The sequence below is a fragment of the Tateyamaria armeniaca genome, assembly GCF_045797845.1.
GTDB lineage: Bacteria > Pseudomonadota > Alphaproteobacteria > Rhodobacterales > Rhodobacteraceae > Tateyamaria > Tateyamaria armeniaca.
Genome location: NZ_JBHDIY010000002.1, coordinates 3,030,144 through 3,053,194 on the forward strand (window position 1 = coordinate 3,030,144; position 23,051 = coordinate 3,053,194).

Sequence of the window (23,051 nt, forward strand, 5' to 3'; positions counted from 1 at the left end):
CTTTCAGCCGGTTGCGGCCTGCACTGCGGCTGTGAACACGTCACACAGTGCGGCGGGGTCTTCAAGACCGACGGAGACGCGAAAGAAGCCCTCGGACATGCCGAGTTCGGCGCGTTTTTCCGCACTCAGCGCGCGGTGCGAGGATGACGCAGGGTGCGAGATCGTGGTGCCCACATCCCCCAGCGTCGGGGCAAAGCTGAGGCCTTCGGCCCCCGCGCCAACGCATTGGCCGCGGCCCTGTCGCCGTCAATCTCGAAACTGACCATGTTGCAATACTGGCCCTTCAGCAACGCCTCGGCCCGGTGGTGGTCGGGATGGTCATGGCGTGCGGGGTAGATCACACGCTTGACGCCCGGCAGGCTGCCAAGGTGTTCGGCCAAGATCGCCGCCGTGGATTGCGCCCGATCAAAGCGCAGATCGAAAGACAGCATGCCCCGTTCGGCAAGCCAGCAGTCAAACGGGCTGGGCGACATGCCCGCCGTCACCGTGAACACGCGCAAACGGTCGTTCAGGTCCTTGTCAGCGGCCGACACATAGCCGAGCATCACATCCGAATGCCCTGCGAGCAGCTTGGTCACAGAATGGATGACAATATCTGCGCCATGATCGTAGGCACGGAAGGCGCGCGGGGTGGTAAATGTGTTGTCGACCACCAGCAGGATGCCAGTTTCCTTGGCCAGCGCGGACAGGCCGAGAATGTCGGCGACGCGCAAGGTGGGGTTAGACACCACCTCGACCAGGATCATCCGGGTTTCGGGGCGGATGGCGGCGCGCACGGCCTCCACATCGCCGGGATCGACCATGGACGTAGCGATGCCCAGACGCGGCAAATCCTCGGACATCATGCGCAAGGACCGGCCGTAAAGCTGGTTACCCCCGATCACGTGATCCCCGGACTTGGTAAGGCCCAGCAGCACGGCAGAGACCGCGGCCATGCCCGATGACACCATCACCCCCATATGCGGCGCGCCCTCCATCGCGTCGATGGTGCGCGCAACCACGTCGGCATTGGGATGCCCTTCGCGGCTGTAGGTGTAGCCGTGCAGGCCCCCTTCGTATTGCGCATCGAGCATGTCGGGCGTGTCGCTGGCATAGACGACGGAGGGCGACAAAGGTGTGGCGACAGGGCGCGACGCACTTTCGGGCAGCGGCACAGGCCGCATGATCGATCCACGGTCGTTCTTGGTCATTCCAGAAACTCCGTATGGTAATTCGGGGTGCTGAAGGTGATGTCGATGCTCATCCAGCAGGGGCGCGGCAGACGGGCCGAGATGGCGGCGACCACATCCCGTTGCAGCGCGGCGACGAACTGGGCGTCGCGATGCGGCTTGGCCAGCAGTGAAAGCGTGGCCTTGAAATGCGTGTGCAGGAAGTGTGGGGCGGGATAGGCGCGCCCCTTGGTGTCACCGGACTCTGCATCATGCGAAAGGATGATCGCCTCGACCTCTGACAGGATCGCGGGCACGTCGATGTCCAGATCGCCGGAATAGTGCAACTCGCAATGGGGCATCAACCAGCCACTACCGTCATCGTATCGCGAAAACGGCGCATGTTTTCCTGATAGTGCAGGGCCGAGGCGCGCAGACCCTCAATGGCAGCGGCGTCCAGTTCCCGCACCACCTTGCCCGGCATCCCCATGACCAGTGATCCGTCGGGAATTTCCTTGCCTTCGGTGATCAGCGCCCCTGCCCCGATCAGGCAATTCTTGCCGATCCTCGCGCCATTCAGCACGGTGGCTCCCATGCCGATCAGGGAATTGTCGCCAATCGTGCAGCCGTGCAGCATGACCTTGTGGCCGATGGTGCAGCCCGCCCCGATGGTCAGCGGAAAGCCGAGATCAATATGCATGACGCAGTTTTCCTGCACGTTGGAGCCTTCGCCGATGCTAATTTCCTCGTGATCCGCACGGATTGTACAGCCAAACCAGACACTTGCGGCACGTTCCAGAACCACTTTTCCGATCAGGTTGGCATCTGGAGCGACCCATGTGTCGTCAGCAATCTGTGGCGCATCATCGCCAAGGGCATAGAGTGTCATTTCAACTCCTCAAACTGGGTCTGCAGGGTGCGCACATGGTCGGTGAGGCCGGGCTGTTGCAGGCGGCGCAGGCGCGTTGCCTCGATGATGGTTTTCAACTGCTCTTCGGTCTGGTCCAGGTCGTCATTGACCAGCACATAATCATACCCACCCCAATGGCTGATCTCGTCCCAGCTTTTGAGCATCCGGCGCGCGATGGTGTCGGCATCGTCCTGCGCGCGGGTCTCAAGGCGGCGGCGCAACTCGGCAATCGATGGGGGCAGGATAAAGATCGACAGCGTGTGCTGGCCCAGCGACGAATTCGTGATCTGCTGTGCGCCCTGCCAGTCGATGTCGAAAAGCACGTCGCGCCCCTGTTCGATGGCGGCCTGCACAGGCCCTTGGGTGATCCATAGAAGTTGCCGAACACATGCGCATGTTCCAGCATCTCGCCGTCATTCACCTGCGATTTGAACTCCGCCTCGGGGATGAAGTGATAATGTTCGCCGTCCACTTCGCCCGGTCGGGGCGCGCGGGTCGTGGCCGAGACTGAAAAGGCCAGATCGGTGTCCCAGCCGCGCAACCGGCGTGCCAGTGTCGACTTGCCCGCGCCCGAAGGAGAAGACAGGATAATCAGTAGCCCGCGGCGTTTCGTCTGGGTGGTCGTCATTGCCTATTCCACGTTCTGCACTTGCTCGCGCATCTGGTCGATCAGCGCCTTAAGGGCGAGGCCCACGCGGGTCAGATCGGCATTTTGCGCTTTGGAACACAAGGTGTTGGCCTCGCGGTTGAATTCCTGCATCAGGAAGTCGAGCTTGCGGCCCACTGCCCCACCCTCGCCCAGCAAAGCGCGCGCGGCGTCCACATGGGTGTGCAGGCGGTCGATTTCCTCTGTCACGTCGGCCTTGACGGCCAGCAGGGCCAATTCCTGTGCCACGCGGTCCGGATCGGCCCCGTCCGTGTTGTCGAGCACGCGGGCAAGGTTGTCTTTCAGCGTTGCTGCGACCTCGTCCTTGCGCGCCTCGGCGAGTGCGGCGGCCTCTTGGGTCAGGCTGGCGACGGTGTCGAGTTGGCCTTGCAGCACGCCAAGCAGCGCAGTTCCTTCGCTTTGGCGCATGGCGTCAAAGGCATCCAGCAGCGCGGGCAGTTCGGCCACAAGGGCTGCACGCAGCGGGGCGGTATCATCCTGCGCCACACCCTGCTCTAACACGCCACGCATCATCGCGATATCGCTGGCGCGCGACGGGGCCAGCGACAGGCCCTGCTCCATCGCCTCCGCTTCGATCTCCAGCAGCGATTGCACCGTGGCTTTCATCTGCGTTGTGTTCAGCGTGACGGCGGCGACGGCATCATCGCGCGACACGCGGCAGGACAGTGTCACATTGCCGCGATGTGCACGCGCCAGAACGAGGGGGCGGATCGCAGCCTCAAGGCCGTCCACCCAATCGGGCACGCGCAAGCGCACATCCAGACCCTTGCCATTGACGGACCGAATATCCCAGGACCAGCGAAACGGGTCCATCGCGCCCGTCCCGGCGGCAAAACCGGTCATCGAACGCACGCCCTGCGGGCCCGGATGTGCCTGTGTCGTGCTCGGATCTGTGTCTTTGCTCATGCAAACGCGTTTAGGGGGTCCGCAGGATCGGGGCAAGCCAAAGAAGGGCCGCGGACACGCCCCCGGAAGTTAACCATTTGTTAGTATTTCACTCCGGATTTCGCCTCCATTTGATACATATTCGCCTCAGAAACGGCAAAGCCTTGCGGTGATTGCATCGGAATTGGGACCAAGAGACGCAGATGATGGACAAATCAGACCATAGCCCCCACAATATCCTCAAGATGACAGAGTTTCGTGCAGAAGTTGGGTATTCCGCTATTTCCCAGGTTGAGGCCTATTGGGAAGGCTTGCGTGGTGCGCGCCTTATGCCCAAGCGGTCCGAGATCGATCCGCGCGGCATCGAATCCGCTTTGGAGCACACATTTGTGCTGGAACGGATTGCGCCCGGGATGGCCCGTATTCGCATCGCCGGAAGCCACCTCAGCGACCTGATGGGCATGGAAGTGCGCGGGATGCCGCTTACGTCCCTGATCACGCCACCGTGCCGCCGTCAGATTAACGATCTGCTTGAGGATGTGTGCCAGCGACCCGCCGTGTGCGAGATGCGCCTGAACGCGGAAATCAGCGTGACCAAGCCGCAGCTTGATGGCCGTTTGCTGCTGATGCCCCTCAAAAGCGACCTGGGCGATGTCAGCCGCATTCTGGGCTGTCTCGTGGCCCAGGGGGATATCGGTCACACGCCGCGCCGCTTTGACGTGGTTGGTGCCAAGATACGCTCGATCACTGCGCCATCCACATTGCCCATCGCGCAAAAGTCGACACCCAAGACGCTGGACGCACCTGCGCAGGCCAAAGGGTTTGCAGAACCCGAACGCGCGTTCAAATCACACGCGCCGCGCCCCGACGTGCCCTACCTTAGGGTGGTCAAGACAGACGACTGACTCCACACCGAATGCTTCAGACATGAAAAAAGCGCGGGAGGCGATGTGTCCCCCGCGCTTTTTCATGTGATATGTCATGCCTCAACCGGCGGCGCGGGCCCCGTTGCGCGCGGTGCGCAGGTTTGACAGCTCTTCAGCCACGAGGAACGCCAGCTCCAGCGATTGCGACGCATTCAGACGCGGATCGCAGGCCGTGTGATACCGATCACTCAGGTCTTCATCGGTGACCGCACGCACGCCGCCGGTGCATTCGGTCACGTCCTGCCCGGTCATCTCGAAATGAACACCGCCGGGGATCGTGCCCTCGGCCGCGTGCACGCCAAAGAACTCGCGCACTTCGCGCAGCACTGAATCAAAGGGCCGTGTCTTGTAGCCAGAGGACGACTTGATCGTGTTGCCATGCATCGGATCGCAGACCCATGTGACATTGGCCCCTTCCTCGCGCACCGTGTTGATCAGGCGCGGCAAGTGTTCGCTGACCGATCCGGCCCCAAAGCGTGCGATCAGGGTCAGGCGACCGGCCTCGTTTTCTGGGTTCAGCTTGGCCATCAGCGCCTTGAGGTCATCTGTGGTCATCGTCGGGCCGCATTTCAGACCGATGGGGTTCTGAACGCCACTTGCGAAATGCACATGCGCGCCGTCGGGCTGGCGGGTGCGATCCCCGATCCAGATCATATGGCCGGACCCGGCCAGCCACTTGCCGGTGGTCGAGTCGATCCGCGTCAGCGCCTCTTCATATTCCAACAGCAGGGATTCGTGGCTGGTGTAAAATTCCACACTCGAAAACTCGTGCGTGGTGTCGCCGTCGATCCCGGCAGCGGCCATGAAATCGATCGTGTCCTGAATACGGTTGGCAATTTCGAGGTATTTCTCGGCCTCGCCACCTTCGGCAAAGCCGAGCGTCCACGAATGGACGCGGTGCATGTCCGCAAAACCACCGGTCGAAAAGGCGCGCAGCAGGTTAAGCGTGCCGGCGGCCTGGGTATAAGCCTGCAACATGCGGGTCGGGTCGGGAATGCGCGATTCAGGTGTGAAGGCCAGATCGTTGATGATGTCCCCCCGGTAGCTGGGCAGTTCCACGCCGTTCACGGTTTCGGTCGGGGCCGAGCGCGGTTTGGCGAATTGCCCGGCCATGCGGCCCAGCTTGATCACCGGAACCTTGGCACCGAATGTCAGCACCATCGCCATCTGCAACATCACCTTGAACGTGTCGCGGATGCCATCCGCACTGAACTGGTCAAAGGCCTCGGCGCAATCGCCGCCCTGCAACAGGAACGCATCCCCGCGCGAGGCATCGGCGAGATGTGTTTTGAGGCGACGTGCTTCGCCCGCAAAGACCAGTGGCGGATATTTCGACAGCTGCGCCTCGACCGCATTCAGGGCCGCCGCATCAGTGTAATCGGGCATCTGTATCCGGGGCAGTGTGCGCCAGTCAGATTTTGTCCAATTGCTCATCGTCTCTCTCCGCAAAAATGTTGGCGTTAACGCCGCCGCAGTCCTCTATACAAAAGCCGTGCACGAGTGACCATATCACAAATGCGGCCTCTTGACGTGGCGTATGGCCCATGCTCAAGGTGCGCGTCACCAAAAAGAGCGGCATGTCACAAGACACCGCCGCCAGCTTAGGATCCCGTCGCGATGACGATCACGCGCCCTGCCACCCGGACACACCCAGACGGGGACCAACCCAAGCGTTTTGTTTTCGTGCTGCTGAACAATTTCACCCTGCTCTGCTTCTCTGCCGCGCTGGAAAGCCTGCGCATCGCGAACCGCATGGCGGAAAAGGACCTTTATAGTTGGCGCATCATCGGTGAAGGCGGCGACGTGGCCTATTGTTCTGCCGGAACCGGCTTCAAGCTGGACGGCGATCTGGACGAGATCGGGCGCGATGACACGATCATGATCTGTGGCGGCATTGACGTGCAGGCCGCCACCACCAAACGCCTGCTCGGCTGGCTGCGCCGCGAGGCCCGCAAGGGCCCGCCCGTGGCTGGGCTGTGCACCGCCGCCTACACCCTGGCCAAGGCCGGTCTGCTGGACGGCAAGCGCGCAACGATCCACTGGGAAAATCAGGACAGCTTTACCGAAGAGTTTCCCGAGGTCGAATTGACCAAGTCGGTCTTTGTCGTCGATGAAAAGCGCCTGACGACAGCCGGAGGCACCTCGTCCATCGACCTGATGCTCAAGCTGATTGCGGACGACAATGATGAACAACTGGCCAATGCAGTGGCCGATCAGCTGATCTATTCCTCGATCCGCACCGATCAGGACACGCAGCGCCTGTCCGTGCCCACCCGCATCGGTGTGCGCCATCCCAAGCTGAGCCAGGTCATCCAGATCATGGAACAGAACATCGAAGAGCCGATCAGCCCGTCGATCCTCGCCAAGGATGTGGGCATGTCCACGCGCCAGCTTGAGCGGCTGTTCCGCCGCTATCTGAACCGCTCGCCCAAGCGCTATTACATGGAACTGCGTCTGCAAAAGGCCCGCAACCTGCTGATGCAAACGGATATGAGCGTGATCAACGTGGCCCTTGCCTGCGGCTTTGCCTCGCCCTCGCATTTCTCCAAATGCTACCGCGCGCATTACGACACGACGCCCTACCGCGAACGCGGCACGCACGCGGCACGTCTGTCTATCTGAATTCGGTCACATTGCGTCCCTTTGCCTGCCCGATTTGGCAGCTATCGCGGCGCAATGACATTGTCTGATCCGAAAACCCCGCGCCACATGCGCCTGTTCGAGTTGATGCGCCAGCAGGACGTTGCCGTGTCCCGTGCATCACGGGCCAAGGCCCTGCCCGCTCGCCGTCTTGGCCCGGCGGAGTTGGAACAGGTAAAGCTGACCGCGCTGCGCTCGTTTCCGGCACCCCGGCTTACGCGTTCGGATCGGCCCTGAACCCTGTCGCGACCACGAACTTTTCCGAACTGTCCGCACGTGAGGCTGGCGGTTTGACGTTGGCGACCTTGGCAAAGCGTTGTTTGAGCAGCTTTTGCAAGCCGCCCTCGGCCCCGCCCGCCAGCGTTTTGGCGACAAAGGTGCCGCCCTCTTCCAAAACGTCAAAGGCGAAATAGGCCGCCGCCTCGCACAGCGCGATGATGCGCAGGTGGTCGGTTTGCTTGTGCCCAGAGGAAGAGGCGGCCATATCCGACATCACAACATCGGCCTTGCCGCCCAGCCAGTCCTTGACCTTGAGGTCGGCGTCGTCCTCCATGAAATCAAGCTGATACAGCTCGCAGCCCGCGATGGGTTCCATTTCCTGCAGGTCGATCCCCAGAATGGTGCCTTGGGCCTTGCCCGATTTTTCGGCCAGCACGTTGCAGCGCTTTACCGCCACCTGACACCAGCCGCCCGGAGCCGCGCCCAGATCGACAATGCGCGCGCCCGGAACCAGAAAGCGGAATTTTTCGTCCAGTTCCAGTATCTTGTAAGCCGCGCGCCCGCGATAGCCTTCGGCCTGCGCGCGTTTGACATACGGGTCGTTCAACTGGCGCTGCAACCAGCGAGTCGAGGACAGCTTGCGCCCGCGCGCGGACTTGACCTTGACCTTGAGATCGCGCTGCCCGCGCCCGGATGTGTTCTTGCCTGATGGGGTCTTGGCCACGTCAGCCACCTTCTTTGTCTGTTCAGATGGCATTTAAGCGATCCGTGCGCCAATTGCACGGGGGGCTTAAACCGACTGATCGTCCAGCACGCCATCCGCGCTCATCTGGGCGTATAGCAGCCCCTCGCGCAGGCCCCGGTCGGCCACCGACAGACGATCTGTGGGCCAACAGCGCATCAGGGCCTGCAGGATTGCAGCACCGGACATGATCAGGGCGTGGCGGTCCGACCCGATGCGCGGATCAGCGCGCCGCCCGCCCGGACCCATATGCAGGTACGAGCGGATGACCGCATCGATCTGCTCGGAACTCATCCTCAGCCCGTCCACTTTGGTGCGGTCATAGCGTCTGAGCCCTAAATGCGAGGCCGCCACAGTCGTGACCGTGCCAGACGTGCCGACGATCTGGAACCGCTCGGTCGGTTCGGTGGCGTGATAGGGGGAAAAGCTGGACAGGTTTTCCTCGAAAAACCAGCTCATCAGCGCAAAACGGGCTGCGTCATCATCGACGTCGTTGAACTGTTCACGCAATGTCGCAACGCCAAGTGGCACACTGATCCAGTCCACCACACGGGCCTCGGGCACTTCGCTGACGGCGCGAATAAAGCCCGAATGCAACCGCATGATCGCCTGTGGGCGGTCCTTTTGGGCACGCTGGCCAGATCGATCCACACCAGCTCGGTCGATCCGCCGCCGATGTCGACGACCAGCAGGTTTTCCGTCTTGGGACTGACCAGCGGGGCGCAGGAAATCACGGCCAGACGGGCCTCTTCCTCGGGTTCGATGATGTCCAGACGCAGGCCCGTTTCGCGGTGCACCCGTTCGATGAACTCCGATGCGTTGACGGCCCTGCGACAGGCCTCGGTCGCGACCAATCGCATCCGGCGCACATTGTGGCGCTTCAGTTTTTGCTGACAGATGCGCAGCGCCTGCACGGTGCGCGACATGGACCCGCGCGACAGCTTGCCCGAGCGTTCAAGACCAAGGCCAAGCTGAACGGATTTGGAGAAACTGTCGACAACGTGAAACCCCGCGCCTCGCGGCTCGGCGATCAACATTCGACAACTGTTCGTGCCCAGATCCAGCGCGGCATAAAGCTCGGGCGATCCGGGGGCACGCGGTACGGGCTGACCCCCCTGGTAAGAGGGCCTTTGATGTGTCGCGCCCGCACCTTGGGGACGCTTTGGCGCCATCTTTCGCGCCTTTCAAATCGAGTTGACGCAACGATAGGTCGTGGATCGATTTCGCGCAAGTGGCTTGCACGGATTGAACGGCTTGCCGGACCTCTTAGGTCATAAAGAGTATGAATTTTTTGACGTTTACCGACCCGTCCATTTGCGCGAACACATGGGCGGGCGATGCCCTCATCACAGCGCCAAGTCGCAACAGTCGCTGCACTTGTCGAAAACAAGCCGTATTGGCGGGCACGTGTGCCTTATCAGAGATCAACTGGAACGGAGGAATCAGATGCCTGATGTCACAATCGTTTACTGGCGCGATATCCCGGCGCAGGTCATCGTGGGCAAAGGCCGTCGCGGTTCCAAACGCCAATTGGCTGAACGCTTTGAACAGGCCATCGACCGGGCGGCCATGAAGGTGAACGCCAAGGATGCCGACGCATACCTTGCCGAATGGCGCAAGGCCGACCCCTACCCCATGGACGGGGAACCGGGCGAGATCGCAGAGGCCGAGGCCGTGCGCCTTGAGACGGAATATGACAGCGCCCGCATCAAGGCGCTGATCGACAACGAAGGGTGGGCCTGAGGCCCAAGGCGAAGGATCGGGCCGGCGGTCCGGATTGAGGAGACGTGAAATGGCATTGCTGAACTTCAAGAAAGTCGAGGGGCCCGTTGCCGGCACTCTCAGCCCAGAGGTCGAATCCTTTTTGCAGGGCTATTCCATCGAGGTGATGCCGCGCACCGCTGAAAAGGTCGAGGATTTCCGCGCCCTGCTGCCCCGCGGCACCCGCGTCTACATCGCCCATATCGAAGGCACACCTATCGAGGACATGGTCGCGACCGCCAAGCGCCTCAATGCGGAAGGATTCCCGGTCATGCCCCACTTTCCCGCGCGCATCATCAAGGACAAGGCGACCCTGACAGACTGGATCGCGCGCTATCAGGGCGAAGCGAATGTCGATCAGGCCCTGCTGCTCGCAGGTGGCGTCGACAAACCTTACGGCGATTTCCACAGCTCGATGCAGCTTTTGGAAACCGGTGCCTTTGATGCTGCCGGGTTCAAACACCTGCATGTGGCCGGTCACCCCGAGGGAAACAAGGATATTGATCCCGATGGCGGCATGAAGAACGTCGATGAAGCCCTTCATTGGAAACAGAAATTCTCTGAATCGACGGACGCCAAGATGGCCATCGCCACGCAGTTCGCCTTTGAGGCGGCACCGATCATTGCATGGGCCGACAGTCTGAAGGCTGCGGGCATCGACTTGCCCATCCATATCGGCATTGCCGGCCCGGCCAAGCTGCAAACCATGATAAAATTCGCCATTGCCTGCGGTGTCGGTGCGTCCATGCGTGTGCTGCAGCGCCGTGCCAAGGACGTGACCAAACTGCTGACCCCGTTTGAGCCGACCGAAGTGATTTCTGACCTCGCCGCCCACAAGGCCGCCAACCCGGATTTCAACATCGCACAAGTCCACTTCTTTCCGTTGGGCGGGATCAAGACGAATGCCCATTGGGCGATTGAGAACGGTGGATCAGCGGCGGTGCCTGTTGGTTAAGCGCCGACAGGCCGCCACTGCGAACGGGCCGGGTATTTTCATGCCGCGGATCGCATCTGCACAGGATGTTCCGCGCGCCCTACCCGGCTACGTTTCAGTCCAGGACCGGGTCGCAAAGCGCCCTGCCCTCATCATCTTCATGAACACAATCCGGGCTGACGTCGCCGCAGCACCCGGCTATGTCGCATGTACGCCGCCCGTGCGCACCGCTCGCGCGTAGGGTCCGGCGAAACCGGCCAAGGGAGAGCCCATTACATGACCCGCACCGTCATTGAATCCAAGACCAAGACCGCCATTATCGGCTTTGACCAGCCGTTCTGCGTCATTGGCGAGCGCATCAACCCCACAGGCCGTAAGATCCTGAACGAAGAGCTGGAGCGCGGCGATTATTCCCGCGTCGAAGCCGACGCGCTGGCACAGGTTGCTGCGGGCGCCAACGTGCTCGATATCAACTCGGGCGCAGTGTTTTCCGGCAAGATGGCCGAAGACCCGCGCTATGCCGACAACAACTTTGTCGAGCCGACTCTGATGACCGAACTGGTCAGCCGCGTACAGGCCATCGTCGATGTGCCACTTTGCATCGACAGTTCGGTGCCCGGCGCGCTTGAAAACGGCCTTGCCGCCGCCGAGGGGCGTCCCCTGCTTAACTCGGTCACGGGCGAGGAAGAGCGTCTGGAACTGGTCCTGCCGCTGGTCAACAAATACAACGTGCCCGTGGTCGCGATTTCCAACGATGACACCGGCATTTCCGAAGACCCCGATGTGCGCTTTGCCGTCGCCAAAAAGATTGTGGAGCGCGCCGCCGATTTCGGCATTCCCGCTCATGATATCGTCGTCGATCCGCTGGTCATGCCGATTGGTGCGATGGGCACGGCGGGCTTGCAGGTCTTTACTCTCGTGCGGCGTCTGCGCGAGGAATTGGGGGTCAACACGACGTGTGGGGCGTCCAACATCTCGTTCGGGTTGCCCAACCGTCATGGCATCAACAACGCCTTCCTGCCGATGGCAATGACCGCCGGTATGACGTCGGCCATCATGAACCCTGTTGCCTTGCCAGTCGGTGCCACCAAGATCGCGGAAAAGCGGGCCGAAGTGGCCGCTGCCGGGATCGTCCTGCCCGACGACATGGATGACGAAACATTTGTGCAGATGTTCGGCCTCGGCTCCACCCTGCCCCGCGCGGGCAAGGAGATGGAGGCGATCCGCGCCGCCAACTTCCTGACGAACAACGACGAAGGCGGCGGCAACTGGATCAAGTTCAACCGCGTGGCCCCCAAGGCAGGTCAGGAAAGCCGTGGACGTGCGGGCCGCTCGGGCGGGCGTCGCCGCGCCTGACGTCACGCTGATGCCTGAGCATGAAACCCGCGCTGTCAGTCAGCGCGGGTTTTTTTGTTGCGCGCTTCAGGCCTCGGATCGCTGCCGGATATGTGATTCCGGTAACGCTGTCTTAACGCAGCGTCCGCTACACAAGCGGCGAATTGAGCAGCCATGAGGGTCATCATGACACGACACATTCCCGACATCTTCAGCGGTGCGCGATGACAGAGGCGCTGGTATTGCCCGCGCGGCTGGACGCGACTGAACTCGGGGCGTTTGCCCCGCGCCTGGTGGATGCCTGCAAGGGCGGTGCGCTGCACCTTGATGCAAGCGATGTGACGCACCTTGGCGCGCTTGGCACGCAGTTGATTATCTCGGCGGCGCGCGAACAACGCAGCCGGGGTGGGACATTGGAATTTTCGGCGATCAGCGAGCGCGCTGTGAACCAACTGGCCATGATGGGCCTGACCCCTCAACAGCTTTCGGAAGGTGCCCCATGAGCCTCGAAGTCCTAGCCGTAGATGACAGCCGCACGATGCGCGACATGATCCGCTTCGCCCTCGAACCTGCCGGATTCACCGTGCATACCGCAGATGATGGTGTGCATGGCACCGAAGTGCTGAGCGGGATTGCACCGGATGTCATCATCACGGACATCAACATGCCCCGGATGGACGGGTTTGGATTCATCGATGCCGTGCGCGAGCATGACAGGTACCGCTCGACCCCGATTCTTGTCCTGACCACCGAAGCCGCCCCAGAACTCAAACAGCGCGCGCGTGCGGCGGGCGCAACCGGTTGGATCGTGAAACCCTTTGACCCTGTGAAACTGGTCAAGGCGCTGCAAATGGTCGCCGGATAGGATCACAGGATGGCCAAACCCGACCCAATGGAGGAAATTCGAGCCTCGTTTTTCATCGAATGTGAAGAATTGCTCGAAGCCACGCAGGATGGTTTGCAACAGTTGGACGATGGCAGCGCCAACGGCGAAACCATCAACGTGGTCTTTCGTGCCGTACATTCGATCAAAGGGGGTGCCGGGGCCTTCGGGCTGAAGGCATTGGTGCGTTTTGCCCATACGTACGAAACGACGCTGGAAGCGGTCCGCAACGGATCGCTGAGCGTTCAACCGGCGCTGATCAAACTGTTTTTTCGCGCAACAGACCACCTGTCCGATCTTGTTCGCGCCGCGCGGGATGACACCGATGTGCCTCAGGAAATCGGTGATGCGCTTTTGCTGGAACTGGAACAGCACCTAGGCGACACTGACGAAGAAGATGCGGCGGGACCGGACATTGATTTCCAACCGCTCGGGCTCAGCCTTGATCTGGATATCGAGGACGCGGACGAGCCATCGACTGTGCCGACATACCGCATCTTTTTCAGCCCCGATTCCGAGATGTTCGAAAGCGGCAATGACGCCTACCCGATCCTAAGCGCCCTGGCGGCCCTCGGAGAGGCGCAGGTCGCCTGCGACACGTCCAAAGTACCGGATCTCAAAAGTCTCGTGCCGGAAACGTCGTACTTGTCGTGGGATGTTGAGGTTCTTGCGGATGTCGATGAGGCAGAAATCGCCTCGATGTTCGAGTTTGTCGAAGGGCTCTGCACCTATCGCATTTCGCGCTGTCACGAGGCGGATATTGACAGTGACCCGATTGATCACGCTGGCGATCCTGTCCATAAGCCGGACGCTCCGCCCGCTGAAGATACTGAGGCACCAAGCCTTGCCAACGGCGACGGTGCGCCAGACAACGGTTCAATGGCTCCGGCCAGTGAGCTCACACAAACCGCTCCGGACCGCAGCGCCACGCAGGGACAAAGTGCCGCCAAATCCGTTGTGCGTGTCGATCTGGACAGGATCGAACGACTGGTCAATCTCGTTGGCGAACTGGTCATCAATCAGGCCATGCTGGCGCAAAGCCTGCAAAGCTCCGGCTTGTCGCCACATTCGGACGCCATGAACGGCCTCGAAGAATTCCAACGACTGACGCGCGATATTCAGGACAGTGTGATGATGATCCGCGCGCAGCCGGTCAAATCGCTGTTCCAGCGCATGTCACGCATTGTGCGCGAGGCATCAGCCGCAGTGGACAAGGACGTGCGTCTGGTTTGCGAGGGCGAAAACACCGAAGTGGACAAGACGGTCATCGAACGTCTTGCGGACCCGCTGACGCATATGATCAGAAACGCCGTGGATCATGGGCTTGAAAGCACGGCAGATCGCGTGGCCGTGGGCAAACCACCGGGCGGAACCGTGCGCTTGAGTGCGGCACACCGATCGGGCCGGGTCGTGATCGATGTGTCCGATGATGGCGGCGGGATAAACCGTGCACGGGTTCAACAGATCGCAATTGAGAAGGGTCTGATACCCGCAGATGCGGCTTTGTCGGACACAGAGATCGACAACCTGCTGTTCTTACCGGGATTTTCCACTGCGGACACAGTGTCCGACTTGTCTGGACGCGGTGTCGGCATGGATGTGGTGCGCACGTCCATTCAATCGCTTGGCGGGCGCATTTCCATCACCTCTGTCCCCACGAAAGGTACCGTTTTTTCGATCTCTCTGCCACTGACCCTCGCCGTGCTTGACGGCATGGTTGTCGATGTCGCCGGCGAAACTCTGGTTCTGCCCCTCAACATGGTCGCCGAGACGATGACCGTGACCGATGAAACGCTCGACAGCATTCAGCCGGGCGTCCATGTCGTGCGCGTGCGGACCGGCTTCGTACCACTGTTCGATCTCGGGTACCTGCTGGGCTATCGCGACAAGAAAGACAGCTATGTGGACTCCGTTGCATTGCTGATTTCTCACGAGGACGGAAGCCTCGGCGCGCTCGTTGTGGATGACATCCAGGATCAACGCCAGGTCGTCATCAAAGGCCTTGATGACACGTTCCACCGCGCGCCTGGCATTGCTGCTGCGACCATTCTGGGCGACGGGCAGATCGCCCTCATTCTCGACCCTTCAGACATCATTTCGAAAGCGAACGAAATGAGTGCAACTGTTCCTCAAAAACTGGAAGCCTGAAATGTCCGACGACACACCAACCGACGCCGATACTGTAGAACTTCTGACTTTTCGCCTCAGCGATCAGGAGTATTCGCTGGATATTATGTGTGTGCGTGAAATCAGAAGCTGGACACGGGCCACGCCAATGCCGCATGCGCCCAGTTTCATGCGCGGCGTGATTAATCTGCGCGGGACTGTTTTGCCGGTTATGGATCTTGCCGAACGGCTGGGCCTTCCCTGCCGTGAACACACCGAGCGGAACGTTATCATCGTGGTAAAGCATGGTGAGGCGATGTCAGGTTTGCTTGTCGATGCGGTGTCCGACATTGTAACTGTCCAAAAGGCCGACCTGCAGCCTCCGCCGGATGCGACCAGCCAGACTGCGCCTGCGGTTATCCGTTCACTGACCTTGATTGACGACCGCATGATCCGCGTTCTCGACCTGCCCAACGTGGTGGCATTTGGTCAAAGCGAAGCGGCTTGATGGCGCGTTTCGACACTGAAACGACACTTGAGCGCGGCGCGTTTGACGCGATCGCCTCGTTGGCGCATCGGGAATTTGGCCTGCATATTGCGCCCGAAAAAATGAAAATGGTGCAGTCACGGTTGAGGCACCGGTTGAGCGAGCTCCGGCTGGCGACGTTTGACGCATACTCCGATCTGGTGTGTTCCGAAAAAGGCGCGGAAGAAAGAAGGAGTATGATCTCGGCGCTGACAACGAACGTCTCGCATTTCTTTCGCGAACCGCACCATTTTGCGCTTTTGTCGAAAACCATTCTTCACGGACTTCGGACAAGGATAGACGGCGGCGAACCTATCCGGATTTGGTCCGCGGGCTGTTCGAACGGGCAAGAACCCTATTCGATTGCCATGCATCTGCTGCGCGAAGAGCCTCTGATCGCCAATGCCGATTTCAAGATCCTGGCAACTGACATCGATCCCAAAGTCATCTCCTTTGCGAAAAACGGTGCCTACGATCAAAACCTGCTGAACGGAGTCACGCCCGAAAACAAATCGAAGTTCATGCAGGCAGATGGTGACTTGCTGCGCGTCACCGAACACCTCAAGACCCTGGTCTCCTTTCGGGAACTTAATCTGCTGGCCGAATGGCCGATGCGCCGCCAATTCGATGCCATTTTTTGCCGCAATGTCGTGATCTACTTTGACCAGCAGACGCAAGAACGGCTTTGGCCGCGGTTCAAAAAAGTGCTCAAGCCCGGCGGGCTTTTGTTTCTGGGGCATTCCGAACGTATTTCAACCCCGACCCAATTTGGTTTCAAAACAGTAGGTACGACCGCCTACCAAAAGGACGATGGCGCAGCGCAGCCATCACTCTTGTCTGGAGGACAGTATGGCACTTCGCGATAAAATTCGGATCATGGTCGTTGATGATATGTCCACCAGCCGCGGTATCATCACGCAAGCATTGGATCTCGTTTGGCGTGCGCCATGTGTCAACTGCCGAAGATGGCGCGAATGCGTTGCAGGTTCTCGCGCGCGCACCCGTGCACCTCGTCATTTCGGACTACAACATGCCCAATATGGATGGGCTGAAATTGCTGCACAATTTGCGCAGCGGTGCGAAGACCAAAGGCATCGGTTTCATCCTGATCACGGGTCGTGCCGAGCAACAAATCATTGACTATGGTCGGAAACTGGGGATGAACAACTATCTCAAGAAACCATTCGAGCCCAATGATATGCGCAAATGTATCGAGTCGGTTGTGGGGCCTTTGTAATGCAGGCCGAACCGGTTGCTGATGTCAGTGACGCACAAATTCTTGAAAAAATTTCGCAACATCTGCTGACATTGGCCGAGGACACGGCACTTGTGGGTAAAAGAGTGTCAGAGCTGACCGGAAGTGTTTCGACATCGCTCTCTCCATCCGCGATCCGGGATCTGCAAAAGCTTGACAACTTGCATCAATCGCTTTGCGATCTTGCACATCTGAGTGCGGCCCTTGCAGGACCCGGCGCGCACCGGGCGCAGGCGTTCGAACATCTGAAACTCACGGCCACGCGGACCCTTCTGGAAGTCAATGCAAGCGAGCGCCCTGTGGCGCATGGCACCATCGACTTCTTCTGATCCGAAACGCTGCCTGGCAGCGCGGGACGTGCGTACCTAAAATAATTCCAATCCCTGACCAGAGGCGGCAGGTGCGTCTACTTCCACAAGGTTGGCGCGCGTATTTGTCACCTTTTGCAACGCACGGCCCGTTGCAGGCCAAAACCGTAAATTTCGGGCCTGCGTTCCGCCGAAAGACTTTGTGCTGAGCACGATACCTTCCTGAGCGAGAAAATGTTCGGTGAATTCGACGTTTTCCTGGCCGATGTCGGACAGGCCTTCGATCATGCGCGCGCCACCGAAAGCCTTGGCTTTCAACCGCTCGCGCACAGCGCCTTGTTTGAGCAGATCATTGATCAACACTTCCATGGCGCGCAGCCCGGACAAGGTGCGGGCCTGATTTCCGGAACTGGGGCGCGCCAACAACATGTGGTTCATCCCGCCTATTCCCACCTGCGCATCCCACAGACAGACGGACACGCAGGACCCGAGAAGTGTCGTGATCACGAGATCAGGGTCCGAGCCGGTTGCGAACTGACCCTGCGTGATATGTATGCGCTTTTCGCTCATCTGCTCGCCATGTTCAGCGTGGATGAACGCATGCGCGCCAGTATCAAACTGCCAATGTCTTCTATGGCGGCCTCATCTTCGGACGCGTTCAGGGATAGTGCAACGCCCGGCATGCCATACACTACGCAGCTTTCCTTTGATTGTCCGAGTGTCCGCGCGCCCATGCGGCGCAGGGTCAGCATCCCCTTCGCCCCGTCGTTGCCGAGGCCAGTCAAAAGGACCGCGCCAACCTTGCGCGCCCACGGCGCGGCCGAGGCAAACAGCGCATCGACCGAGGGGCAATAGGGTTGATCATATTGTCGCGCGATTTCTTGGACGTGCCACGCCCCGCTGTGCCAGACGACGCAAGTCTGGCGATCCAGTGATGGCGCAAGGCGCACATGGCCCGGTTTAAGGCGCATCCCGTCACTCGAAAACCCGACATCGTGTGCCCCGATCCGGTCAAGTCGGCGCACGAAACTTTGCAGGTATTGCTGCGGCATATGCTGGGCGATGACGATGGGTGGAATTTTCTGGTCATCCAGGCTGCCCAGCATGGTTTCAATGGCTGCGACCCCGCCAGTGGAAGCGCCCACCAACAGGATTTTGTCCGACAACTCGTCGATTTCGACAATTGCCTTGGGCGCGGACAGTCTTTGCCTGGACGCGGTGGCAAAGATGTGATCGCAAAGCGTTTTCATCACCTCCGACGTGGGAAACTGCGGTTTTGAAATGCAGTCAACCGCGCCGATCGCAATGGCCCGTTCGGCGAGAGAACCGTTGCGTGAAATTTCACTGGACAGCATCAGGACGGGCATCGGACGGAGCCGCATGAGATGCGTCAAAAATTCGAGGCCGTTCATGCCGGGCATCTCGATATCGAGGGTCAGCACGTCCGGTTTTGCGGCCTTGATGATTTCGCGCGCCTCTTGCGCTGAAGCGGCCATGCCGACGATTTCCAGCCGTGCATCCTGTGCGATCACGCTGCTGAGCCAGCGTCGCATTGTCAGCGAGTCGTCAACAACCACGACTCGGACGGGATGGGCTGGCTTGGGTGGCATCACGCGTGAACCTCACGCGTTTCCGTGACGGGATGTGGCCTTGCCTCTGGCCAAGGTTTAACCACAGCCCTCACACACAAACTACGTCACGACCGAACCTATGGTTCGTGCAGCCACTCACCCAGAGAACGGGCGATATCATATGCATGTTTGTTGAGGAAAAGGCCATCAAATGACACTACGCAAGCAAGCGTGAACACGCGATTAATTCGCAAGCTTTAACGGCGAAGGGTGGTCTTGTGCCGGGCGCGCGGGATCGTTTGGGAACCGCGCATGCCCGGTTTGCAAAACTGTTCAACTCGCGCGCATCACCCTGCCCAATGTGGCCTATCGAGTTCTGCGATCACATCATTGAAAGCGGTGACGTCAAACTGCGCAGCGGTATCAAAATGCTTGCTCGCTGCCGCAAGCGCGTTGCACTGGGCAATGGCGCTCGCGACCTTGTCTTCATCGCGATGATCGCGCCACGTGTCCCACTCAGACACTTCGCGTTTTGTCAGGGCCAGAACGTCTCTGGCAAGGCTCACGCGTACAAACCAGAAACCCTTGGACTCGCCCTGCCCGAAATCTTGAAGTGCCCCATGATCATTGCCAAATCGTTCCCAGACTTGCCATGAAAACAAGAACTGATCCCTTGGCATATCCGTGTGATCGAAGTAAATGGACAGATGGTGCTGGTGTTCGTGGTCCAGCTGCGCATCGACCGTCTTCCATGCTTGCGCCGTGTCGTCCCGGTACTCACAAATCCAATGATCTTCGAAGGTTGGCGGGTGAAAGTAATGTGAAAATCCGCAACGCACCCGTGCTGCAATCTGGTGATGGCGCAATATCGAACAGGTCATCAGGGCAAAGTCCCGGCATGTTCGCACGGCGCGTTCGTGCACGGGTCGTGCGGTCGTGAGGGGTGTCTCGCCAAAACGCGTGACCGCTGGCAGTCTTTCCGAGATCGGCAACGTCGCGCGGGATGCGTCCGCGATGCCGGTTGGTGGATCAGGATACAAATGCGCACCGAAATAGTCGTGCAACAGCAAACCCTGCACTGTCGATGCGATTGCGCGGATGTCGCGCGGGATCGCATCAAAGGCGCCGGCGAACCTGCCGGGATCACTCCACTCTCCATGGTGACGGTAGAACTCTGCGGCGCTCTGCGTGTTCATTTGGGGTTTTGACGTGACACCCGTCACCCTAGTCCGGAACGCTGGCTTGCGCCAGGATTGGTCTGCTCAAAAAGGGATCATCGATTACGTTTCGCAGGATCGGCAACTGGCCAAACGGGCAAGCAGTGCCTATGACCTGCAAGGCTGACATGCATCCAAGAACACTACGGTCATTCAGGTTTCCGAAGATGCCAGACCTGTTCTACGGGATAGCTTTTGGCCCAGTCCGCCGGAATGGCGGCGCGCGTGCCCATCTGGTCTTCGGGGGCATAAAGCTCCTGGTACTTTGTGACGGCAAAACCGATGTCGGCGAACAGGTCCATCCAAGACGAGATCGTCAGATTGAAACACACGCCCGTCGGCTCGAAGGCGACTTTGGTCCAGTCTGCCCCCCACATCTCGCGATAGGGTCGATGCAGCGTCCATTCGGCAGGAGAGCCGTCAACGGGTGAGCAGATCAGGGACAGCGGGTGGTTGCCCAGAAAGACCAGACGCCCGCCCGGGCGCAGCAGCCGCCATGCTTCGCGCAGCCACTTGTCCGGCGCGCACCAGATCGATGCCCCGTATTCCGAGATTGCAAAATCAAAGGATGCATCAGGCAGTCCGGTCGCTTCGGCGTTGCCTTCCAGAAAGGTGATGTCGGCGCCATGCTCTTTGGCGATGGCACGTGCCGTGGCCAATTGTTCGCGGGAGATGTCGATTGCCGTGACCTGCGCGCTGCGACGGTCCATCCAACCCGACACATACCCCGTGCCGCAGCCGAGTTCGATGGCCTCCAACCCCGTCATATCCTCGGGCAGCAGGTGCAACTCCGCCTCGGTGTTCCCCCAGGTCCCCCAAACCGGGGCTTCCAGCGCCCAGTGGTTTTTCGCAAAATCCACCCAATTGGCTGCGTCTGCATTCCAGGCATCCTTGTTGATGGAAAGGTAATTGGGTGTCATTGCCGCCTCCTCTTCGATCTTGAGTGGGGCTTGTCCTATCACAGTTGCCCCCTCAAAAGCACGATTGCAAAACTGTCAGTTGGCCAAGCCCTTCGCGGCCACATCAAAAGAGGCGACATCACGCGTCACGATCCGAAGTGGTCCACGACGCTGGCCTCGGCGCGGTCACGCGCGTCTCCCAGAATTATGTTTACCTAACGTAACTTTTGCTGATCTTCTAAGGGGCGAGGAATCAAGATCAATGACGGGAGGACACTATGCTCGATACGACCCTATCCACCGAGACGCAGAATTTTCTGGACGAATTCGGGGCCGCGCTTCAGCAGGGCGACGTCAAGAAAGCGTCCGCGATGTTTCTGGACGATTGCTATTGGCGTGACCTCGTCACCTTTACGTGGAACCTGAAAACAGTCGAAGGCAGGGATCAGGTCGAGGACATGCTGACCCAACAACTCGCCCAGACCAAACCTACCGGCTGGGTGCTTGCCGAGGGCGAAACCCCGACAGAAGACGGCGGCGTCGTCACGGCGTGGATCGAGTTTGAAACGGCCGTTGCGCGCGGCTATGGGATGGTTCGCCTCAAGGACGGCAAGATCTGGACGTTGCTGACAACCATGGTCGAGCTGAAGGGCCACGAGGAGCCAAAAGGGTTTGATCGCCCGCTGGGGGCCAAACACGGTGCCTCCAAGGATCATGCCACGTGGAAAGAGGAACGCGAGAATGAACTGGCCAATCTGGGCTATGCAGAACAGCCCTATTGCGTGATCATCGGCGGCGGACAGGGCGGCATCGCGCTGGGTGCACGGCTGCGCCAGTTGGGCGTGCCGACCATCATCGTCGAAAAGAATGACAAGCCCGGTGACAGTTGGCGCAAGCGGTACAAATCGCTCTGCCTGCACGATCCCGTCTGGTACGACCACCTGCCCTACATCAAGTTCCCCGAGAACTGGCCGGTCTTTTCCCCCAAGGACAAGATCGGTGACTGGCTTGAGATGTATACAAAGGTGATGGAGCTGAACTACTGGACCCGCACCACCGCCAAATCCGCAGAATATGACGAGGCCAGCGGCGAATGGACCGTTGTGGTGGACCGCGACGGCGAAGAGGTCGTGCTGCGCCCCAAGCAACTGGTGATGGCCACAGGCATGTCCGGCAAGAAGCGCATGCCCGACTTTCCCGGAATGGATACGTTCAAGGGTGTGCAGCAGCATTCGTCCGAACATGACGGGCCGGACAAGTGGGCGGGCAAGAAGGTGGTCGTGGTCGGGTCCAACAACTCCGCCCATGATATCTGCGCAGCCCTATGGGAAAACGATGCCGATGTGACGATGCTGCAGCGCTCCTCCACCCATATCGTGCGCTCTGAAACCCTGATGGATGTCGGATTGGGTGCGCTTTATTCCGAACAGGCCGTGCGCGACGGCATGACCACCGAAAAGGCCGACCTGATTTTCGCCTCCCTGCCCTACCGCATCCTGCACGAGTTCCAGATACCAGCTTATGAGGAAATGAAACGCCGCGATGCGGATTTCTACAAAGGGCTGGAGGATGCCGGGTTCTGGCTGGACTGGGGCGATGACGAATCCGGGCTGTTCATGAAGTACCTGCGCCGTGGGTCGGGCTATTACATCGATGTTGGTGCAAGTCAGTTGATCATTGATGGCAAGATCAAGCTCAAACGCGGACAGGTGACGGCCCTTGATGAAACGGGTGTCATTCTGGATGACGGATCACATCTGGACGCAGATCTTGTCGTCTATGCCACCGGTTACAATTCGATGAATGGCTGGGTCGCCGATCTGATGGGTCAGGAGACGGCGAACAAGTTGGGCAAGGTCTGGGGCCTGGGTTCGGACACCACCAAGGATCCCGGCCCATGGGAAGGGGAACAGCGCAACATGTGGAAGCCCACGCAAGTGCCTGCCCTGTGGATGCATGGCGGCAATTTGCACCAGTCCCGGCACTATTCGCAATTCCTCGCCCTGCAGCTTAAGGCGCGGATGGAAGGGTTGGACACACCCGTCTACGGGCTTCAAGAGGTGCATCACCTGAATTGATTTGCCAAGCGGCATTCGCGCATGTCTGTGCGGATGCCGAT

General features: G+C 59.8%; 22 protein-coding genes and 4 pseudogenes. 14 read left to right on the forward strand and 12 right to left on the reverse strand.

The window, feature by feature from the left end; translation table 11 throughout:
* Positions 1-3: 3 nt before the first annotated feature.
* The 5 genes and pseudogenes from ACERZ8_RS15375 to ACERZ8_RS15395 form a co-directional block, all read right to left on the reverse strand.
* Positions 4-1,163 (reverse strand): annotated as a pseudogene (locus ACERZ8_RS15375) (trans-sulfuration enzyme family protein).
* A 23-nt stretch (positions 1,164-1,186) separates the two neighbouring features.
* Positions 1,187-1,510 (reverse strand): hypothetical protein, encoded by a 324-nt coding sequence (locus ACERZ8_RS15380; protein WP_407593028.1) that lies wholly within the window; start codon positions 1,508-1,510, stop codon positions 1,187-1,189.
* Positions 1,510-2,037: a gamma carbonic anhydrase family protein gene (locus tag ACERZ8_RS15385; protein WP_407593029.1), complete on the reverse strand. Its 528-nt coding sequence runs from the start codon at positions 2,035-2,037 to the stop codon at positions 1,510-1,512. The genes ACERZ8_RS15380 and ACERZ8_RS15385 overlap by 1 nt, the downstream gene beginning before the upstream one ends.
* Positions 2,034-2,686: pseudogene (gmk, locus tag ACERZ8_RS15390) on the reverse strand (guanylate kinase). The gene ACERZ8_RS15385 and the pseudogene gmk overlap by 4 nt, the downstream one beginning before the upstream one ends.
* 3 nt (positions 2,687-2,689) lie before the next feature.
* Entirely contained in the window at positions 2,690-3,568 is an 879-nt protein-coding gene (locus ACERZ8_RS15395; RefSeq protein WP_407594289.1) for a YicC/YloC family endoribonuclease, read from the reverse strand.
* 245 nt (positions 3,569-3,813) lie between these two features.
* On the opposite strand from ACERZ8_RS15395, the gene ACERZ8_RS15400 reads away from it, so the two are divergent.
* The gene (locus tag ACERZ8_RS15400) at positions 3,814-4,515 is read left to right on the forward strand and encodes a PAS domain-containing protein (protein WP_407593030.1); all 702 of its coding nucleotides are present in this window, start codon (positions 3,814-3,816) and stop codon (positions 4,513-4,515) included.
* A gap of 81 nt (positions 4,516-4,596) precedes the next feature.
* Here the strand turns inward: ACERZ8_RS15400 and ACERZ8_RS15405 are convergent, their stop codons facing one another.
* Positions 4,597-5,970, reverse strand: a complete 1,374-nt coding sequence (locus ACERZ8_RS15405; protein ID WP_407593031.1) for a class II 3-deoxy-7-phosphoheptulonate synthase — start codon at positions 5,968-5,970, stop codon at positions 4,597-4,599.
* Positions 5,971-6,153: 183 nt separating this feature from the next.
* Here ACERZ8_RS15405 and ACERZ8_RS15410 point away from each other — a divergent pair, with 183 nt between their 5' ends.
* Together ACERZ8_RS15410 and ACERZ8_RS15415 are read left to right on the forward strand one after the other, a co-directional pair.
* A complete protein-coding gene (locus ACERZ8_RS15410; RefSeq protein ID WP_407593032.1) occupies positions 6,154-7,158 on the forward strand; it encodes a GlxA family transcriptional regulator in 1,005 nt (334 codons plus the stop codon).
* Positions 7,159-7,212: 54 nt separating this feature from the next.
* Entirely contained in the window at positions 7,213-7,413 is a 201-nt protein-coding gene (locus tag ACERZ8_RS15415; protein WP_407593033.1) for a hypothetical protein, read from the forward strand.
* Here the strand turns inward: ACERZ8_RS15415 and ACERZ8_RS15420 are convergent.
* Together ACERZ8_RS15420 and ACERZ8_RS15425 are read right to left on the reverse strand one after the other, a co-directional pair.
* The gene (locus ACERZ8_RS15420) at positions 7,391-8,119 is read right to left on the reverse strand and encodes an RlmE family RNA methyltransferase (RefSeq protein WP_407594291.1); all 729 of its coding nucleotides are present in this window, start codon (positions 8,117-8,119) and stop codon (positions 7,391-7,393) included. The two genes, ACERZ8_RS15415 and ACERZ8_RS15420, sit on opposite strands and share 23 nt — an antisense overlap.
* Positions 8,120-8,185: 66 nt before the next feature.
* Positions 8,186-9,309 (reverse strand): annotated as a pseudogene (locus tag ACERZ8_RS15425) (Ppx/GppA phosphatase family protein).
* Positions 9,310-9,583: 274 nt separating this feature from the next.
* On the opposite strand from ACERZ8_RS15425, the gene ACERZ8_RS15430 reads away from it, so the two are divergent.
* From ACERZ8_RS15430 to ACERZ8_RS15475, 10 genes and pseudogenes are all read left to right on the forward strand, one after another.
* Entirely contained in the window at positions 9,584-9,880 is a 297-nt protein-coding gene (locus ACERZ8_RS15430) for a virulence factor (RefSeq protein WP_407593034.1), read from the forward strand.
* Positions 9,881-9,929: 49 nt separating this feature from the next.
* Positions 9,930-10,853, forward strand: a complete 924-nt coding sequence (locus ACERZ8_RS15435) for a methylenetetrahydrofolate reductase (protein ID WP_407593035.1) — start codon at positions 9,930-9,932, stop codon at positions 10,851-10,853.
* A 255-nt stretch (positions 10,854-11,108) separates the two neighbouring features.
* Positions 11,109-12,188: a methyltetrahydrofolate cobalamin methyltransferase gene (locus tag ACERZ8_RS15440; protein ID WP_407593036.1), complete on the forward strand. Its 1,080-nt coding sequence runs from the start codon at positions 11,109-11,111 to the stop codon at positions 12,186-12,188.
* 203 nt (positions 12,189-12,391) lie between these two features.
* Positions 12,392-12,670 carry an STAS domain-containing protein gene (locus ACERZ8_RS15445; protein ID WP_407593037.1) on the forward strand — a complete coding sequence of 93 codons (279 nt, stop codon included), beginning with the start codon at positions 12,392-12,394 and terminating at the stop codon, positions 12,668-12,670.
* On the forward strand, positions 12,667-13,032 hold the full coding sequence (locus tag ACERZ8_RS15450; protein ID WP_407593038.1) for a response regulator: 366 nt from the start codon (positions 12,667-12,669) through the stop codon (positions 13,030-13,032). The genes ACERZ8_RS15445 and ACERZ8_RS15450 overlap by 4 nt, the downstream gene beginning before the upstream one ends.
* Before the next feature lie 9 nt (positions 13,033-13,041).
* Positions 13,042-15,198 (forward strand): chemotaxis protein CheA, encoded by a 2,157-nt coding sequence (locus ACERZ8_RS15455; RefSeq protein ID WP_407593039.1) that lies wholly within the window; start codon positions 13,042-13,044, stop codon positions 15,196-15,198.
* A 1-nt stretch (position 15,199) separates the two neighbouring features.
* Positions 15,200-15,664, forward strand: coding sequence for a chemotaxis protein CheW (locus ACERZ8_RS15460; protein WP_407594293.1), 465 nt, complete (start codon positions 15,200-15,202; stop codon positions 15,662-15,664).
* Positions 15,664-16,548 (forward strand): CheR family methyltransferase, encoded by an 885-nt coding sequence (locus ACERZ8_RS15465; protein WP_407593040.1) that lies wholly within the window; start codon positions 15,664-15,666, stop codon positions 16,546-16,548. The genes ACERZ8_RS15460 and ACERZ8_RS15465 overlap by 1 nt, the downstream gene beginning before the upstream one ends.
* Positions 16,532-16,919, forward strand: a pseudogene (locus ACERZ8_RS15470) (response regulator). Before ACERZ8_RS15465 ends, ACERZ8_RS15470 begins: the two are co-directional and overlap by 17 nt.
* Positions 16,919-17,266, forward strand: a complete 348-nt coding sequence (locus ACERZ8_RS15475; RefSeq protein ID WP_407593041.1) for a hypothetical protein — start codon at positions 16,919-16,921, stop codon at positions 17,264-17,266. Before ACERZ8_RS15470 ends, ACERZ8_RS15475 begins: the two are co-directional and overlap by 1 nt.
* Before the next feature lie 36 nt (positions 17,267-17,302).
* On the opposite strand, the gene ACERZ8_RS15480 is transcribed toward ACERZ8_RS15475, so the two are convergent.
* From ACERZ8_RS15480 to ACERZ8_RS15495, 4 genes are all read right to left on the reverse strand, one after another.
* Complete coding sequence (locus ACERZ8_RS15480) at positions 17,303-17,815, reverse strand: chemotaxis protein CheD (RefSeq protein ID WP_407593042.1); 513 nt, start codon at positions 17,813-17,815, stop codon at positions 17,303-17,305.
* Complete coding sequence (gene cheB, locus ACERZ8_RS15485; protein WP_407593043.1) at positions 17,812-18,855, reverse strand: chemotaxis-specific protein-glutamate methyltransferase CheB; 1,044 nt, start codon at positions 18,853-18,855, stop codon at positions 17,812-17,814. The genes ACERZ8_RS15480 and cheB overlap by 4 nt, the downstream gene beginning before the upstream one ends.
* Positions 18,856-19,163: 308 nt before the next feature.
* Positions 19,164-20,012 (reverse strand): hypothetical protein, encoded by an 849-nt coding sequence (locus tag ACERZ8_RS15490; protein WP_407593044.1) that lies wholly within the window; start codon positions 20,010-20,012, stop codon positions 19,164-19,166.
* Positions 20,013-20,182: 170 nt separating this feature from the next.
* Positions 20,183-20,995: a class I SAM-dependent methyltransferase gene (locus ACERZ8_RS15495; protein WP_407593045.1), complete on the reverse strand. Its 813-nt coding sequence runs from the start codon at positions 20,993-20,995 to the stop codon at positions 20,183-20,185.
* Positions 20,996-21,210: 215 nt separating this feature from the next.
* On the opposite strand from ACERZ8_RS15495, the gene ACERZ8_RS15500 reads away from it, so the two are divergent.
* A complete protein-coding gene (locus tag ACERZ8_RS15500) occupies positions 21,211-23,010 on the forward strand; it encodes an NAD(P)-binding domain-containing protein (RefSeq protein ID WP_407593046.1) in 1,800 nt (599 codons plus the stop codon).
* The last annotated feature ends 41 nt before the right edge of the window (positions 23,011-23,051 follow it).